Source organism: Streptomyces sp. NPDC007971 (assembly GCF_042958635.1).
GTDB lineage: Bacteria > Actinomycetota > Actinomycetes > Streptomycetales > Streptomycetaceae > Streptomyces.
Genome location: NZ_JBIBJK010000003.1, coordinates 375155 through 391509, shown reverse-complemented (window position 1 = coordinate 391509; position 16355 = coordinate 375155). Strand labels below are relative to the sequence as shown.

The window sequence follows — 16355 nt, the reverse complement described above, 5'->3', positions numbered from 1 at the left end:
CCACTGTCCCAGCTCGGCGCCGCACGCCCCGCCACGCCCCGCCCGTCACAGGAGGCAGCATTGCGAGGTTCCGCCACCGACCCCACGAGAGCACCCGGCCACAGACAGCTGCGGCGGACCGCCGGCACGCTTGCCTCCGCGGCCCTGCTGCTGCCGCTGCTCGGCGCGGCCCCCGCCCCGAGCGCCACCACACCCTCCGCCGACCGGCTCCAGCGCGCCTACGCCACCGCGGCCGACGAGTACCACGTCCCGCTGAGCGTCCTGCTGGCCGTCTCCTACCTCCAGTCCCGCTGGGACACGCACGCCGGAGCCCCCAGTGTGACCGGCGGCTACGGGCCGATGCACCTCACCGACGCCCGCACCGCCCTCGCCACGACCGAGCATCTCGCCGAGGGCACCGAGGACGCCCGTGGCGACGCCGCCCGTGCGGCCCTTCACCCGGACATCAGACTGCCGGCCGAGTCGGTGCTCCCGGCCCGTCTGAAGACACTGCCCAGGGCGGCCGGACTGACCGGTCTTCCGGCCGCTCGGCTGCGTTCCGACCCGGCCGCCAACATCGCGGGCGGCGCCGCCCTGCTCGCGGCCGCCCAGAAGGAGCTGGGCGAGCCGTTCAGCTCCGACCCGGCCGACTGGTACGGGGCGGTGGCCCGCTTCTCCGGCGCCGACGACACGGCGACCGCGGCGGCCTACGCGAACGACGTGTACGACGTCCTCCACACCGGTGAGGAGCGCACCAGCGACGACGGCCAGCTGGTCGTCCTCGCCGCCCAGCCGCACCTCGTCGCCGACATCGCCCAGCTGGCACGCGCCGGGCTGCGCACGGCCCCGACGGACGACACCGAATGCCCACGGTCGGTGTCCTGCGAGTGGATCCCCGCGCCGTACTCCCAGTTCGGGAACGACGACTACGGCAACCACGACCTCGGCGACCGCCCCGGGTCACAGAGCATCAAGTACATCGTCATCCATGACACGGAGGGCACCTGGGACGGGGTCCTCCATCTGGTCCAGGACCCCACGTATGTGTCCTGGAACTACACCATCAGGTCCACCGACGGTCTGATCGCCCAGCACGTGAAGGCGAAGGACGTGGCCTGGCACGCGGGCAACTGGTACATCAACGCGAAGTCCGTCGGCATCGAGCACGAGGGCTTCCTCGCCGCGCCGGACGCCTGGTACACGGAGGCGATGTACCGGTCCTCGGCGCGTCTGGTGAGGTATCTGGCCCGGGAGTACGACATCCCGCTGGACCGGCAGCACATCCTGGGCCACGACAACGTGCCCGGCCCGACCACGTCCACGATCCCCGGCATGCACACGGACCCCGGCCCGTACTGGGACTGGCGCCACTACTTCCAGCTGCTGGGCCACCCCTTCCGCGCCACGGGCGGCAGGCACTCCGGTCTGGTGACGGTCCTGCCCGACTACGCCCGCAACCAGCCGGTGTACACGGGCTGCACCACCGCGGGCGAGCCCTGCGCGGCGCACGGTTCCGACGAGGTGCGGCTCTACTCCGACCACGACGAGAACGCCCCGCTGATCAAGGACATCGGCCTGGGCACGACACCGACCGACGGGGTGAACGACCTGTCCTCCCGGGTCTCCACCGGTCAGCAGTACGCGGTGGCCGACCGCTGGGGCGACTGGACGGCGATCTGGTACCTCGGGCAGAAGGCCTGGTTCAGGAACCCGCGCAAGGAGCCCACGGCGGTACCGGCGGCCGGTCTGGCCGTCACTCCGAAGGACGGCCTGGCGAGCGTCCCGGTGTACGGCAGGGCGTATCCGGAGAAGGAGGCCTACCCGGCGGGGGTGCCCGCCCAGACGGTGGTGGCACTGCCGTACACGATGGCGGCGGGGCAGAAGTACGTGGTCGGTGACGTGGTGCCGGGCGAGTACTACTACGCGGTCACCTTCACCACCGACTCGCACCGGGTCGTGGTCGGCAAGGACCTGTACTACGAGATCCAGTACGGCCACCGGGTGGCCTTCGTGCGCGCCGCGGACGTCCGCCTGGAGGGCTTCCGCTAGCGGGAGCCCTGGTCAGCCCTGCTGGAACAGCTCCGCCGGGAGCGGCTTCAGCAGGGCGTACAGGTCGTCGGTGATGGGGCGGTCCCAGGCGGCGATGGTCACGAGGATGCCGTCGCTGCGGTCGAACTGGACGCAGGAGATGCGGCTCTCGGAGAGCTTCAGGCGGCGCACGATCAGCAGGTTGTCGCCCTGGAGGACCGGGGTGTCCTCGGTGCCGACGACGGTGACCTCCTCGTCGTTCTCCAGCGCCAGCAGCAGCTGTCCCACCTCGAAGGGGATCTCGCCCTCGGTGACCTCGCGGGCCGGGGAGCCCTCGGGGAGGTTGCCGATGATCATTGCGGGGCCGCGGCCGCCGAACAGGTCGTAGCGCAGGAAGACACCCTGGCAGGTGCCGTCGGGTGCGGGCAGCAGGCCCGCGCCGAGGTTGCCCGGCCAGTCGCCCGGGTCCATGGCCAGCACGTCGAAGTCGGGCCCGGCGGGAGTGGCACTGCGGCGGCGGAGGAACGACATGCGGCCATGGTACGTGTACACGCGTGGTCGGCGACGTGCGGGAGCCCTCTCGGGGGACGCCTGTACGCCGGTGCCCGTCACGGAGCGTGCCCGGTGCGTGGGCGCGGCGGTGTCACTCCTGCGGCGGCGCCGGCGGTACGACGGCCACCGGGCTCGCCGCGTGCAGCAGCACCGCCTGGGTGACCGAGCCCATCATGGAGGCGGGGGCGAGCAGGCGCCGCCGGTGGCGGCCGACGACGACCAGGTCGGCCTTCTTGGACGCGGCGACGAGGTGGCCGGCCGCGTCTCCGGGCAGGGCCTCCACCTCGGCGCGCACGTCCGGGTGGCGCTTGCGGTGCGGGGCGAGGAAGCCCTCGGCGAGGGACCGGGTCTCGTTCCTGACGGCGTCCTCGTCGATCGGCGGCGGCACCGGCTGGCCGGGGGCGGACCAGGTCTGCACCGGCCACGGGTAGGCGGCGATCGCCCGGACGCGGGCCCCGCGCAGGGCGGCCTCGGTGAAGGCGAAGTCGAGGGTGGCGTCGTCGGGGCTGTCGGCGTGGACGCCGACGACCACGCGGGGCCCGGGCCCGTCGGGCCCGCCCCCGTGCTCCCCCACTGCCCGGACGGCGCGGGAGGTGCTCCCGTCGCGGCCGGGCCGGGGCACGACGACCACCGGGCACGCGGCGTCGCGCGCGGCGGCCATGCCGTTGGAGCCGAGCAGCAGGCTGGCGAAGCCGCCGCGGCCCCGTGAGCCGAGGACCAACAGCTGGGAGTCCGTGCCCAGTTCGGGCAGCACCGCGCCCGGTACGCCCTCCATGGCCACGTACTCCACGGCCGGGGCGTCCGGGCGGTCCCGCAGGAGAGCGCGCACCTCGTCGAGCACCGGGTCGCCCCCTGCGTCGGGCGGCCCCGCGACCAGTACGTCGGCCTGCCCCCAGGCGGCGTACTGCCGCACATGGACCACCCTCAGCTCCGCCGCACGGCGGCGGGCGGCGTCCAGGGCCCATTCCAGGGCCCGCCGGCTGTCCTCGGAACCGTCGACCGCGGCGATGACCGGCGTACTGCTCATCTTTCCTCACTTCCGGAACACGACCTTCCCGTGCCGGGCCCAGCCTCGCGCAGGCAGGGCCCCGGCAGGGCACTGTTGGTCGCGTGTCCGGAAAAACGCTCGCAACACTCCCGGATCGGCTCCCGGTGCCGGCGGCGGCGCCGGGAGGGCCGACGGCGAGGCCGCTCAGGTCAGGTCGAACTCCCCTTCCCGTGCGCCGGAGACGAAGGCACCCCACTCCGCCGGGGTGAAGATCAGGGAGGGGCTTTCCGGGCTGCCGCTGTTGCGCATCGCGATGAATCCCTCGACAAAGGCGATCTGCACATCGCCCAGCCCTCGGCTGCTGGACTGCCACTCCGCCTTGCTGAGGTCCAGCGGCGGCTTGTCCCAGCCCGTGAGCGGCATCTGCTGGGTGGTGGTCTCGGCCACGTCCGTGCTCCTCCCGGTTCGTCGTCCGCGGTCAGCCTAGCGAGCGGTTCGGACTGCGGACAGGCCGTGTCGGAAGGACCTTTCAGGAGCCGGGGGGCTGTGATCCCACCAGCCACATGGAGAAGAACTGCGATCCGCCGCCATAGGCGTGTCCGAGCACCTTGCGGGCGCCGTCCACCTGGTGTTCCCCTGCCTGGCCGCGTACTTGGAGTGCGGCCTCGGCGAAGCGGATCATGCCGGAGGCGCCGATGGGGTTGGTGGACAGCACGCCGCCCGACATGTTGACGGGCAGGTCGCCGTCCAGCTCGGTCACGCCGGACTCGGTGAGTTTCCAGCCCTCGCCCGCCTCGGCGAAGCCGAGGTTCTCCAGCCACATGGGCTCGTACCAGGAGAACGGCACGTACATCTCGACGGCGTCGATGTCCCGGCGCGGGTCGGCGATGCCTGCCTGCCGGTAGACGTCGGCGGCGCAGTCCTTGCCGGCCTGCGGGGAGACGAAGTCCTTGCCCGCGAAGAGCGTCGGCTCGCTGCGCATGGCGCCGCCCAGCATCCAGGCGGGCGGCCGGGGGGCGCGGGCGGCTCCGGCGCGGTCGGTGAGGACCATGGCGCAGGCGCCGTCCGAGGAGGGGCAGGTCTCGGAGTAGCGGATGGGGTCCCAGAGCATCGGCGAGGCCTGGACCTTCTCCAGGGTGATGTCGTGCTCGTGGAGGTGGGCGTAGGGGTTCTTCAGGGCGTTGCGGCGGTCCTTGTAGGCGACGAGGGAGCCGACGGTGCCGGGTGCGCCGCTGCGCCGCAGGTAGGCGCGCACGTGGGGGGCGAAGAAGCCGCCCGCCCCGGCGAGCAGCGGCTGCTGGAAGGGGATCGGCAGGGACAGGCCCCACATGGCGTTGGACTCGGACTGTTTTTCGAAGGCGAGGGTGAGGACGGTGCCGTGGACGCGTGCGGCGACGAGGTTCGCGGCGACCAGAGCGGTGGATCCGCCGACCGAGCCGGCGGTGTGCACCCGGAGCATCGGCTTGCCCACCGCGCCGAGGGCGTCGGCGAGGTACAGCTCGGGCATCATCACGCCCTCGAAGAAGTCGGGCGCCTTGCCGATGACGACGGCGTCGACGTCGGCCCAGCCCAGCTCCGCGTCCTGGAGTGCGGCGAAGGCCGCCTCGCGGACGAGGCCGGCGATCGACACGTCCCGGCGGGCGGCCACGTGCTTGGTCTGGCCGATCCCTACGACGGCCACGGGCTCCTTGCTCATCGTGGATCCCCTTCGAGTACGGCGACCAGGTTCTGCTGCAGACAGGGACCGGAGGTGGCGTGGGCGAGGGCGCGGTCGGAGGCGCCGCGGTGGATGCGGGCGGCGGCCTCGCCGATGCGGACGAGTCCGGCGGCCATGACCGGGTTGGCGGCGAGGGCACCGCCGGAGGGGTTGACGCGGACGCCGTCGCCGAGCCGGAGCGCCTTGCGCAGCACGACCTCCTGCGAGCTGAAGGGGGCATGCAACTCGGCGGTGTCGACGGGCCGTTCGAAGGCGCCCGCCTTCTCGGCGGCCAGCCGGGCGGACGGCGAGTCGGTGAGGTCGCGCACGCCCAGGGAGTGGGCCTCGATGCGGTGGTCGATGCCCCGGATCCAGGCGGGCCGCGCGCACAGCTCGCGGGCCCGCTCGCCGGCCGCGAGGATCACCGCGGCGGCACCGTCGCCGACCGGCGGGCAGTCGCCGGTGCGCAGCGGGCGCACGACGTAGTCGCCCTGGGGCACCGGCCCCCTGCGCTGCGCATGGGGGTTGGCGGCGGCATCGGTCCCGCTGCGGGCTCCGACGGCGGCGAGCGCGGGCTCGTCGGCCTCCCCCGCGTCGATGAGGGCCTGCGCCTGGAGGGCGGCCAGGGCCACGGCGTCGGGCCACAGGGGGGCCACGTAGTACGGGTCGAGCTGCCGGGTCAGTACGTCGCGCACGGAGCCGGGTGAGCACTTGCCGTAGGAGTAGACGAGCGCGGTGTCGGCGTCTCCGGTGAGCAGTTTGGTCCATGCCTCGTACAGGGCCCAGGCGCCGTCCATCTCGACGTGCGACTCGGAGATGGGCGGCCAGGCGCCGACGCCGTCCAGCGCGAGGGTGAAGGAGAAGGCCCGGCCGGCGAGGTAGTCGCTGGAGCCGGAGCAGGTGAAGCCGATGTCGGAGGTCTTGAGCCCGGTCTGTTCGAGGGCCTCGTGCAGGACCGGCATGAGCATCTCGACCTCGGAGGACTCCTCGGTGGAGCGCCGGTGGTCGGTCTGGGCGAAGGCGACGACCGCGATCTCCCGTGTCACAGCAGCTCCTTGTAGGTGTCGTAGTCGGCGTCGGGTTCGCCGCTGGGCCGGTAGTGGTCGGGGTAGCGGGCTCCTGGTGTCCACACGGGCTCGACCCGCAGTCCCATGCGCACCTCGTCGTAGGGGATGCCGCCGATGCGGGCGTGCAGGGCGAGGTCGGCGCCGTCGAGGGCGATGTGCGCGTAGACGTAGGGCACCTCGATGTCGAGATTCGCCGTGTGAGCAGCCTTGATGTTGACGATGCAGTAGGTGGTCACTGTGCCGCGCGGACCCACCTCGACCTGTTCGGATGTGGCGACGCCACAGGTGGGGCAGGCGCCCCTGGGCGGGACGTAGACCTTGCGGCAGGAGGGGCAGCGCTCGCCGACGGTCCGCTGTTCGCAGAGGGCGCCGATGTAGGCGGACTGGGCGCGGCCGGGCGAGTAGGTGTAGTCGAGCCGCGCGGGGGCGACGATCCCGGTGAGCGGGTTCTCGAACGCGCCCGTGTGGCCGCCCGGTTGTTCCGGCGCGCCGTCGTAGGGCTCGAAGCACGCGATGTCGGTGATGGCCCCGGTGCGTTCTGCGGCCCACCGGATCCGCACCCGCATGCCGGTGCGCACGGCGTCGGGGCCGGGGGCGTCCAGGGCGTGCAGCAGGGCGGTGTCCGCGCCGTCGAGCCGGACCAGGACCCAGGCGAACGGGGTGGCCAGGGGCTGGCCGCGGCGCGGCTCGTGGTTCCAGGCCCAGGTGGTGACCGTGCCCGTGGGGGCGACTTCCACGAGATCGCGGATCTCCTCGGCGGTGACGGGGTCGTACTCCACGGGCGGCACGAGGGTGCGGCCGTCCGCGGTCCCGACCCCGAGGACCACGCGTTCGCGCAGTCCGGTGAGGAAGGCGCTCTGGACGGGGCCGAGGGACCGGGTGAAGGGGAACTCGACCACGAGAGGGGCTTTGAGGACTTCGGGCATCGGCGTGCTCCTCGGTTCAGGCGCGCTTGTAGACGGGGGGTCGTTTCTCCGCGAAGGCGCGGGCGCCCTCCTTGGCGTCGGCGGTGTCGAAGACGGGCCAGCCGCGGGCGAGTTCGGCGGCGAGTCCGTCGGTCTCGGTCATCTCGGCGGTCTCGTACACCGATGCCTTGACGGCCTCGACGGCGAGCGGGCCGCAGGCGTTGATCCGCTCGGCGATCTCCAGAGCCTCGGCCAGCGCGGTGCCGTCGGGAACGACGTGCCCGATCAGCCCGATGGCCGCGGCCTCCTCGGCGCTGTACGGCCGCCCGGTGAGCAGCATCTCCAGGGCGTGGGTGCGCGGGATCTGGCGCTGCAGCCGGACGGTCGAGCCGCCGATCGGGAACAGCCCGCGCCTGACCTCGAACAGGCCGAAGGTGGCGGACGCTCCCGCGACCCGGATGTCGGTGCCCTGGAGGATCTCGGTGCCCCCGGCCACGCAGTGTCCCTCGACGGCGGCGATCACCGGTTTGCGGGGGCGGTGGTGGCGCAGCATGGCCTTCCAGTGCAGATCGGGGTCGGCGTTGAGGCGGTCGCGGTAGTGCTCTCCCGCCATGCCGCCGCCGGCCAGTGCCTTGAGGTCCATTCCGGCGCAGAAGGCGCCCCCGGCTCCGGTGAGCACGATCGAGCGGATCGCCTCGTCCTCGTCGGCCTCGGTCCAGCCGTCGTACAGGCCGACGAGCATGGGAAGCGAGAGCGCGTTCTTCGCTTCGGGCCTGTTGAGCGTGAGCACCAGTGTGGCGCCTTCGCGCTGCACGGTGAGGTGTTCTGTCCCACCCATTGCCCATCTCCCCTCGGTAAGAACGAGAACAGGTTGCAGGAGGCGGTGAGGCACTTCAAGGGTTTTCTGACAGACAGTCAGATTTCCTTGCGCGGACCCTTCACAGTTGCGGCGCCCTTTGCTCTGATGACCGGCGAACCGGTGGATCGCCCGGCCGTCGGAGGTCAGGAGGAGCGGTGGAGTTCAACCTTGCCGATCTGTTCGAGTCGGTCGTCGACGTGGTACCGGACCGCGAGGCCCTCGTGCACCTCGACCATCCCGGCACGGGCGCGGAACGCCGCCTGACCTACGCGGAGCTGGACGCGGCCGCCAACCGCATCGCCCACCACCTGGTCGACAGCGGGATACGCCCCGGGGAGCACCTGGGCCTCCACCTGTACAACGGCGTCGAATACCTGCAGACGGTCCTCGCCTGCCTCAAGGCGCGCATCGTCCCGGTCAACGTCAACTACCGCTACGTCGAGGAGGAGCTGGTCTACCTCTACCGGGACGCGGACCTGGCCGCGCTCGTCTTCGACGCCGAGTTCGGCGACCGGGTGGCGGCGGCGCTGCCCCGCGCGCCGGGACTGCGGCACCTGCTGCGGGTGGGCGGACCGGCCGAGGTGCCCGGCGCCGTCCCGTTCACGCAGGCCGAGGCGGCCGGGTCGGCCGGGCGGGGCTTCCCTGAGCGGTCGGGCGACGACCAGTTCATCATCTACACCGGCGGTACGACGGGCATGCCCAAGGGGGTGATGTGGCGTCAGGAGGACCTGTTCTTCGCCGGCCTGGGCGGCGGGGCGCCGACCGGCGAGCCCGTCAAGACGCCGCAGGAGCTTGCCGAGCGGGTCGCGGCGGGCGGCCACGGGATCACCTTCTTCCCCACTCCCCCGCTGATGCACGGTACGTCGACCCTGACGGCCTTCATCGGGTTCAACTTCGGCCAGCGGGTGGTGCTGCACCGCAAGTTCGTGCCCGAGGAGGTGCTGCGCACCGTCGAGAAGGAGAAGGTGACCAGCATGTCGCTGGTCGGGGACGCGATGCTCCGGCCCCTGATCGACGCCCTGGGCGGACCGATGAAGGGAACGGACTGTTCGGCGCTGTTCAGCGTCTCCTCGTCGGGCGCGATCATGTCGGAGACCGTACGCCGGCAGTTCCGGGAGCTGGTCCCGAACGCCGTGCTGCTGAACAACTTCGGCTCCTCCGAGTCGGGCTTCAACGGGACGGCGACGGACGACTCGGGCCCCGAGCGCGGCTTCCGCATCCGGGTCAACTCCCGTACCCGGGTGGTGGATCCGGCGACGCACGAGCCGGTCGCCGTGGGCGAAATCGGCCGGGTCGCCCAGTGCGGCCATGTGCCGCTCGGCTACTACAACGACGTGCGCAAGACCGCCGAGACGTTCTTCGAGCGGGACGGGCAGCGCTGGGTGCTGCTCGGCGACATGGCGACGGTGGACGAGGAGGGCGTGGTCACCGTCCTCGGCCGGGGCTCGCAGTGCATCAACACCGGGGGCGAGAAGGTGTACCCGGAGGAGGTCGAGCAGGCGCTCAAGGCCCATCCGGACGTGTACGACGCACTGGTCGCCGGGGTCCCGGACAGCGTATGGGGCCACCATGTGGCGGCCGTGGTGCAGCTGCGCGAGGGCGCGCGACAGCCGTCACTGACCGACATCCAGGACCACTGCCGCACCTGGCTGGCCGGGTACAAGGTCCCGCGCCAGCTGGTGATCACGGACTCCGTCCAGCGCTCCCCGAGCGGCAAGGCGGACTACCGGTGGGCGCGGGAGGTGGCGCTGGCCGAGGACCGGTGAGCCGCCGGGGCGACGGGGCACCGAGGCACCGAGGTGAAAGGGAGCCCGGGCGACGGGCCTACGGGCCAAGGGGCCAGGGGCCAAGGGGCCAAAGTGCGACGGGCCGCCGGGGCGACGGGGTACATCGGTGGCAAGCGGCCTTGCTCGTCCAGCCGGGCCCTCGGCCGACGAACTCCTCACGGTGACAGGGGAACTCCTCCGGCTTTTGGCCGCAGCTCGTGCACCGGACGGCCCGCGTCGACGGTCACCGGGCGGGCGTCGGTGCGACGCCCGGGGCCTGCCCGTCGTCGGGGAAGAGCCGCCCGCTCCCGTCGAGAAACGCGGAGACACGGCGCACGAAGAAGTCCGGGTCGTCCAGCCACGGGTAGTGACCGGCGTCGGGCTGGACGGCCAGCTCGGCGTTCGGGAAGACCTCGGCGGTGCGGCGGGCGAGATCGGGACGGGGGCCGCCGTCGAGTCCGCCCGCATACACCAGGACCGGGACGGCCAGGGTGGCGAGCGCGGCCCGGGTGGCGTCCGGGGTGAAGGCGCCCTGGGCGGAGAACCGGTCGGCCGCCTCGTCGTTGGTCTGCTCCTCGGCGGCTTCGTCATGGCTGCGGGCGGCCTCGTCCCAGCGGCCGTAGAAGAACGGCATGACGGCCTCGTCGAAGCCGGTCCGGCCCGTGAGCCAGGCCTCGAAGACGGGAAACGCCCGCGCGTACCACGGCTCGTCCGCCCGCAGGCGGGCCGCGGCCAGCCGGTCCTCGGGTGTCGTCCGCATGCCGAGGGCCGACGGATTGGGGGTGAGCAGGACGAGCCGCCGTATCCGGTGGGGGTGGCGGGCCGCGTAGAGCAGCGCGAGACTGGCGGACGCCGAGTGCGCGACCAGATCCATGTGCTCCAGGCCCATGTGGGCGCGCCATACCTCCACGTCGTCGACCATCCGGTCACAGCGGTAGGTCGCCGGGTCGTCCGGCACCGCGGAGTCGCCGGTGCCCCGCAGGTCGAGCAGGGCCAGGCGGCGGTGGGCGGTCAGCCCGCCCAGGTCACCGAGGTAGGCCGAGGCGCGCATGGGTCCGCCGGGCAGCACCGCGAGGGTCTCGCCCGCACCCCGCAGGTGGTAGGCGAGCCGGGTTCCGTCGGCTGCGGTGAAGGTCGGCATGCGGATGATCATCCTGGTTCGCCCGCCCGAGCCGCAACACTCTTTCGGGCGGGGGACCGGCTCGGCCCGGTCGGCGGGCTCACAGCGCGATGGGCCGGTAGGCCAGTATCTCGTCGACGATCCGCTCCGGCGAGGCGTCCACGAGGTGGGCGGGCGGGTGGAAGATCAGGTCGCGGGACCGGGGGTGGGCGACGTTGGCCTCCAGCACCAGCAGGTAGTGGTCGGTGTCGGGATCTCCTGGTGCCGCCATGATCCGGCGGACGATCTCGCCCAGTTCCGCGCGGGTGACGTCCGGCACGCGCGGCCATGCCGGGCGCGCCGCCTCCAGGGCGAACGCCTCCGGACCACCGGCCGCGGCGCAGTTCACAAAGGCGGACGGCCCGTACGCCTTCCCGGTCGCCGCGTTGAAGGCGTCGATCGCCCGCTGCCCCGCCTCGGCGTCCTCGTGCAGCAGGTTCTCGATCCGCTCGATCTCCTCGCCCAGTTCCGCCGACCGCTCGGCCGGCACGGGCGCGGGCAGCAGTTCCCGTCGCAGTTCCACATGCCCATTCTGTGAGACGCCGCCGAGAAAATCCGGGCGGACCCCTTGTCTGGAGACGGATGGCCTGAATTACTGACCCGAACAGAGCGACCGAATGATCGGTCGTCCGGAATGTGCGGATGGTGAGGGAGACGTCCCGATGGCAGATGCGACGGACCTGCTCGACGCGGGCGAGCGGCTCGGCCCCGAGGAGCTGCGTGCGCTCCAGCTGGAACGGCTGCGTGCCTCGCTGCGACATGCCTACGACCATGTGCCCTTCTACCGGGACTCGTTCGACAAGGCCGGCGTCCGCCCGGAGGACTGCCGCTCACTGGCCGACCTGGCGCACTTCCCGTTCACCGTGAAGGCCGACCTCCGCGAGCACTACCCGTACGGCATGTTCGCCGTGCCCCGAGAGCGCATCCGCCGCCTCCATGCCTCCAGCGGCACCACGGGCCTGCCCACGGTGGTCGGCTACACGGACAACGACCTCTCGGTGTGGGCCGACATGGTGGCGCGGTCGATCCGGGCTGCGGGCGGGCGGCCGGGTGACATCGTGCATGTGGCCTACGGCTATGGGCTGTTCACCGGCGGCCTGGGCGCCCACTACGGTGCCGAACGCCTGGGCTGTACGGTCATCCCCGCGTCCGGCGGCATGACCGCCCGTCAGGTCCAGCTGATCCGGGATCTGGAACCCGGCGTCATCATGGTCACGCCGTCGTACATGCTGACGCTGCTCGACGAGTTCGAGCGGCAGGGCGTGGACCCGCGCGGCACCTCGCTGCGGGTCGGTGTCTTCGGCGCCGAACCGTGGACCGAGGAGATGCGGCGCGAGATCGAGGAGCGGTTCGCGATCGACGCCGTCGACATCTACGGGCTGTCCGAGGTGATGGGCCCAGGGGTCGCCCAGGAGTGCGTCGAGACCAAGGACGGCCTCCATGTGTGGGAGGACCACTTCTTTCCGGAGGTCGTCGACCCGATCACGGGCGAGGTGCTGCCGGAGGGTGAGCGGGGCGAGCTGGTGTTCACCTCGCTCACCAAGGAGGCCATGCCGATCGTCCGGTACCGGACGCGGGACCTGACCCGGCTGCTGCCCGGCACGGCCCGCGTGTTCCGGCGGATGGAGAAGGTCACCGGCCGCAGTGACGACATGGTGATCCTGCGCGGGGTCAATCTGTTCCCGACCCAGATCGAGGAGATCGTGCTGCGCACCCCCGGCGTGGCGCCGCACTTCCAGCTGCGCCTGACTCGGGAGGGCCGCCTCGACGCGCTCACCGTGCGCGCCGAGGCACGCCCCGGCGCGACGCCCGAGGTGCGGGAGGCGGCGGCCCGGTCCATCGCCACGGCGGTGAAGGACGGAGCCGGTGTGTCGGTGGACGTGGAGATCGTGGAGCCGGAGACGCTGGAACGGTCCGTGGGCAAGGTCCGCCGGATCGTGGATCTGCGGCCGCGCTGACGATCGGGGACACCCGGGTGGTTCACCCGGCGTCCACGGTGTCCTCGGCCCGGGCCGGACGGACCGAGCCCGCCCGGGCCCGGGTGCGGGTGGTCGTCCGCCGGCCGAGGGCCCACACCAGCAGACCGGCCAGCGGCAGCACCGTGCCGAGGGCGCAGACGCCGGTCCAGCCGTAGGCGGTGTGCAGTGCCCCGGCGACGGCGGAGGAGAGGGCGCCGCCGGCGAAGACCGTGGTCATGAAGACCGTGTTGATGCGGGCGCGGGCATCGCCGCGCAGCGCGTAGATCCCGTGCTGGCTGAGCACCTGGTGGCACTGCACGGCGAAGTCCAGCAGCACCGCGGCCAGGGCGAGCAGCGGCACGCTCCGGTGTCCCAGGGCTGCGAGCAGGAACATGGAGGAGGCGAGCAGCAGGGCAGCGCCACTGGCGGCACGGCCGTGGCCGCGGTCGGCGATCCGGCCGGCGATCGGTGCGGCGGCCGCGCCGCCCGCGCCGACCAGCGCGAAGAGCGCGATCCGGGCCTGGCCGAAGTGATGTTCGTCGATCAGTTCGTAGGCGATGGCCGTCCAGAACGTGGTGAACGCCCCGAACATGCTCGCCTGGCACAGGGCCCGGCGGCGCAGGGCGGGCTCACGCCGCACCAGCTCGCCGAGGCTCGCCAGCAGCGCGCGGTAGCCCGCCGTGTGGTCCGGTGCGCGTTGCGGCAGCATCCGGTGCAGGACGGCGGCGAGGCCGAGCATCAGGGCCGCCGAGATCACGTAGATCGCCCGCCAGCCCAGCAGGCCGGCGATCAGGCTCGCCGCGGTACGGGCGAGCAGGATGCCGGTCAGCAGGCCGCTCATCACCTGGCCGACGGCCTTGCCGCGCCGCTCGGGCGGGGCCAGGTGCGCCGCCAGCGGCACCAGTATCTGCGCGACGACCGACGTCGTCCCCACCAGCACGGAGACGGCGAGGAACATGCCGAACACCGGGCTTGCCGCGGCCAGCAGCAGCGCGGTCGCCGTCACGAGCAGCGTCCGTGTCGCCAGCCGGCGGTTCTCCACCAGATCGCCGAGCGGCAGGACGAACAGCAGGCCCAGGGCGTAGCCGGCCTGGGTCAGCGTCACCACCGTCGCGGCCGGGCCCTGGCCCACGCCGAAGGAGCGGGCGACGAGTTCGAGCAGGGGTTGCGCGTAGTAGAGGTTGGCCACGGTCAGTCCGCACGCCACTGCCATGACCAGGGTCAGTGCGGGACTCATCCGCTGCGGTGCGACCGCTGTGGGCGCACTCACCAGTTGACGCATCGTTCACGCCTTCCTTCCGGGGTTGCGGCCACAACGCTAGGAAGGGGGCGGCGGGCGAAGAAGGGTGTGCTGCACCCTGTCCCGGCCAGGGTGCAGCACACCCAGGCGGAGCGGTCCTCCCGGCGGTACGGTTACTGCCATGACGAGGGCAAACGAGCTGGGCGACTTTCTGCGCGCCCGTCGCGACCTGGTCTCCCCCGCGCAGGCGGGCCTGCCGTCGCACACCTCCCGCCGGGTCAAAGGCCTGCGCCGGGAGGAGGTGGCGCTGCTCGCCGGGGTCAGCACCGACTACTACACCCGCCTCGAACAGGGCCGTGAACGGCATCCCTCGGAGCAGGTGCTCGGTGCGGTCGCCCGCGCCCTGCACCTCGACGAGCCCGCCGCCACGCACCTGTTCCGGCTCGCCCAGCCCGGGCAGCGGGCCGCCACCGCTCCGGTGAGCACCGTCAGCCCCGAACTGTCGCGGCTGATGGACCACTTCCTGGGCCTGCCGGCCTGCGTCGTAGGACCCGCGCTGGACTTCCTGGCCGCCAACCCGTCGGGGAGGCAGCTGTTCAGCGACTTCGCCCGGATGGACAACCAGCTGCGGATGCTGTTCCTCGACCCCGTCGGCCGCCGCTTCTACCGGGACTGGGAGCGCGCCGCCCGCGGCATGGTCAGCAACCTGCGCGCGCAGGCCGCCCCTTACCCCGACGATCCGCGCATCGCCCAGGTCGTCGGTGAACTCTCCCTGCGCAGCCCGGCCTTCGCCGGTCTGTGGGCCCGCTACGACGTACGGCCCTGCACCAGCGACGACAAACCGCTGTGGCACTCGCAGGTCGGCGAGATGTACCTGCACTACGAGTCGTTCACCGTCGCCAGCGCTCCCGGCCAGCGGCTGCTGGTCTACTCCGCCGAACCCGGTACCCCGAGCGCCGACGCCCTCGTCCTGCTGCGCACCCTGGCCGACGACGCCCGTACCGCTCGTCCCCCGCGTACGGGGTCCGGGGCATCCACCGCGACCACGGCCTGACGGCGGGCAAGGCCCTTCGCCCCCTCCGGCCGCGCGCGGTGGCCGGTCAGGCCGCCGGGACGGGGATCAGCCGGTAGGCGTCCCCGTGGGTGACCACGCGGCCGGCGGTGGGCGGCGCGAAGTGGGTGCCGAGGACGAGTGCGTCCGTGTCGGCCAGGGATCCGAGCAGCCTGCGCCGCGAGGCCTCGGACTCCTGCGGGTCGATGTCCACGCAGGCTCCGATGGCGGGATGGGCGAACTGGACCGGATGGTGGATGCAGTCGCCGGTGATCAGCGCCTTGTGCCCCTTGCTGGTGAGCTCGACGGCGAGGTGGCCGGGGGTGTGGCCGGGGGTGGGCGTCAAACGCAGGCCCGGGGCGATCTCGACGCCCTCGGCCGGGACGTCGACGAGGTCGAGCAGTCCGGCCTGCTCGACCGGGATCACGGAGTCGCGGAACATCTGCCTGCGCGCCTCCTCCATGTCGTACGCGGCCCAGAACTCCCGCTCGATGCGCGAGGTGAGGTGGCGGGCATTGGGGAAGGTGGGGACCCACGCGCCGTTGACCTCCCGCGTGTTCCAGCCGACGTGGTCGGCGTGCAGGTGGGTGAGGATCACCAGGTCGACGGAGTCCGGCGCGAAGCCGCCGGCCGTGAGGCGCTCCAGGAAGTCGGTCCTCAGGTCGTGCCAGGCCGGGTTGGCCCGTTCCTTGCCGTTGCCGACGCCGGTGTCCACGAGAACGCGCAGCCCGTCCACCTCGAAGGCGAAGCTGTGGCTGTCGATGCGCAGAACGCCCTCGTCGTCGGCGAAGTCGGGGCGCAGCCAGTCCTCGCCGGTCACCACCTCGGGCGTGGCGTCGGGCAGCAGCCACGCTCCGGTCGGGGGCGGCAGGAGGACCTCGTCGACGCGGTGGACGGTCACGTCGCCCACGGTCCAGGAGGGGAGCTGTACGGCGGGGGAGGTCTGCATGGTCCCTCGTCTCCTTGTTCTCTTCGGCTGCTCACTTCAGCAGAGGTGATCTTCTGCGGGGTGGGTTGCCCCACGCCCCGACCCTCCCGCTTAACGCAATGCATTTGCTTTTAAGGCACGGTAGAACCTACAGTCCACTAAAGCAAACCGTTAGCTTT

General features: G+C 72.2%; 15 protein-coding genes. 4 read left to right on the top strand and 11 right to left on the bottom strand.

Annotation, left to right across the window (positions count from 1 at the left end):
- Positions 1-60 precede the first annotated feature (60 nt).
- A complete protein-coding gene (locus tag ACFZCP_RS08610) occupies positions 61-2028 on the top strand; it encodes an N-acetylmuramoyl-L-alanine amidase (protein ID WP_391425298.1) in 1968 nt (655 codons plus the stop codon).
- A gap of 12 nt (positions 2029-2040) precedes the next feature.
- On the opposite strand, the gene ACFZCP_RS08605 is transcribed toward ACFZCP_RS08610, so the two are convergent.
- The 7 genes from ACFZCP_RS08605 to ACFZCP_RS08575 form a co-directional block, all read right to left on the bottom strand.
- Complete coding sequence (locus tag ACFZCP_RS08605; RefSeq protein ID WP_362695631.1) at positions 2041-2538, bottom strand: hypothetical protein; 498 nt, start codon at positions 2536-2538, stop codon at positions 2041-2043.
- Between the two features lie 112 nt (positions 2539-2650).
- Positions 2651-3586 carry a universal stress protein gene (locus ACFZCP_RS08600; RefSeq protein ID WP_391425296.1) on the bottom strand — a complete coding sequence of 312 codons (936 nt, stop codon included), beginning with the start codon at positions 3584-3586 and terminating at the stop codon, positions 2651-2653.
- A gap of 165 nt (positions 3587-3751) precedes the next feature.
- On the bottom strand, positions 3752-3994 hold the full coding sequence (locus ACFZCP_RS08595; protein ID WP_391425294.1) for a DUF397 domain-containing protein: 243 nt from the start codon (positions 3992-3994) through the stop codon (positions 3752-3754).
- 82 nt (positions 3995-4076) lie between these two features.
- A complete protein-coding gene (locus ACFZCP_RS08590) occupies positions 4077-5243 on the bottom strand; it encodes a thiolase domain-containing protein (RefSeq protein WP_391425292.1) in 1167 nt (388 codons plus the stop codon).
- On the bottom strand, positions 5240-6289 hold the full coding sequence (locus ACFZCP_RS08585) for a thiolase domain-containing protein (RefSeq protein WP_391425290.1): 1050 nt from the start codon (positions 6287-6289) through the stop codon (positions 5240-5242). Before ACFZCP_RS08585 ends, ACFZCP_RS08590 begins: the two co-directional genes overlap by 4 nt.
- Positions 6286-7236 carry an OB-fold domain-containing protein gene (locus ACFZCP_RS08580; RefSeq protein WP_391425288.1) on the bottom strand — a complete coding sequence of 317 codons (951 nt, stop codon included), beginning with the start codon at positions 7234-7236 and terminating at the stop codon, positions 6286-6288. The genes ACFZCP_RS08585 and ACFZCP_RS08580 overlap by 4 nt, the downstream gene beginning before the upstream one ends.
- A 16-nt stretch (positions 7237-7252) precedes the next feature.
- Positions 7253-8053, bottom strand: a complete 801-nt coding sequence (locus ACFZCP_RS08575) for a crotonase/enoyl-CoA hydratase family protein (RefSeq protein ID WP_391425286.1) — start codon at positions 8051-8053, stop codon at positions 7253-7255.
- A 176-nt stretch (positions 8054-8229) separates the two neighbouring features.
- On the opposite strand from ACFZCP_RS08575, the gene ACFZCP_RS08570 reads away from it, so the two are divergent.
- The gene (locus ACFZCP_RS08570; protein ID WP_391425285.1) at positions 8230-9840 is read left to right on the top strand and encodes an AMP-binding protein; all 1611 of its coding nucleotides are present in this window, start codon (positions 8230-8232) and stop codon (positions 9838-9840) included.
- Positions 9841-10084: 244 nt separating this feature from the next.
- Here the strand turns inward: ACFZCP_RS08570 and ACFZCP_RS08565 are convergent, their stop codons facing one another.
- On the bottom strand, positions 10085-10981 hold the full coding sequence (locus ACFZCP_RS08565) for an alpha/beta fold hydrolase (RefSeq protein ID WP_391425283.1): 897 nt from the start codon (positions 10979-10981) through the stop codon (positions 10085-10087).
- Between the two features lie 79 nt (positions 10982-11060).
- The gene (locus ACFZCP_RS08560; protein ID WP_391425280.1) at positions 11061-11522 is read right to left on the bottom strand and encodes a bacteriocin immunity protein; all 462 of its coding nucleotides are present in this window, start codon (positions 11520-11522) and stop codon (positions 11061-11063) included.
- Positions 11523-11661: 139 nt separating this feature from the next.
- Between ACFZCP_RS08560 and paaK the strand changes: the two genes are divergently transcribed.
- Positions 11662-12957 (top strand): phenylacetate--CoA ligase PaaK, encoded by a 1296-nt coding sequence (gene paaK / locus ACFZCP_RS08555; protein WP_391425278.1) that lies wholly within the window; start codon positions 11662-11664, stop codon positions 12955-12957.
- 22 nt (positions 12958-12979) lie between these two features.
- Here the strand turns inward: paaK and ACFZCP_RS08550 are convergent, their stop codons facing one another.
- A complete protein-coding gene (locus ACFZCP_RS08550) occupies positions 12980-14239 on the bottom strand; it encodes an MFS transporter (protein WP_391425277.1) in 1260 nt (419 codons plus the stop codon).
- A gap of 139 nt (positions 14240-14378) precedes the next feature.
- Here ACFZCP_RS08550 and ACFZCP_RS08545 point away from each other — a divergent pair, with 139 nt between their 5' ends.
- The gene (locus tag ACFZCP_RS08545; RefSeq protein ID WP_391425274.1) at positions 14379-15251 is read left to right on the top strand and encodes a helix-turn-helix domain-containing protein; all 873 of its coding nucleotides are present in this window, start codon (positions 14379-14381) and stop codon (positions 15249-15251) included.
- A gap of 46 nt (positions 15252-15297) precedes the next feature.
- Here the strand turns inward: ACFZCP_RS08545 and ACFZCP_RS08540 are convergent, their stop codons facing one another.
- Positions 15298-16197: an MBL fold metallo-hydrolase gene (locus ACFZCP_RS08540; RefSeq protein WP_391425272.1), complete on the bottom strand. Its 900-nt coding sequence runs from the start codon at positions 16195-16197 to the stop codon at positions 15298-15300.
- Between the last annotated feature and the right edge of the window lie 158 nt (positions 16198-16355).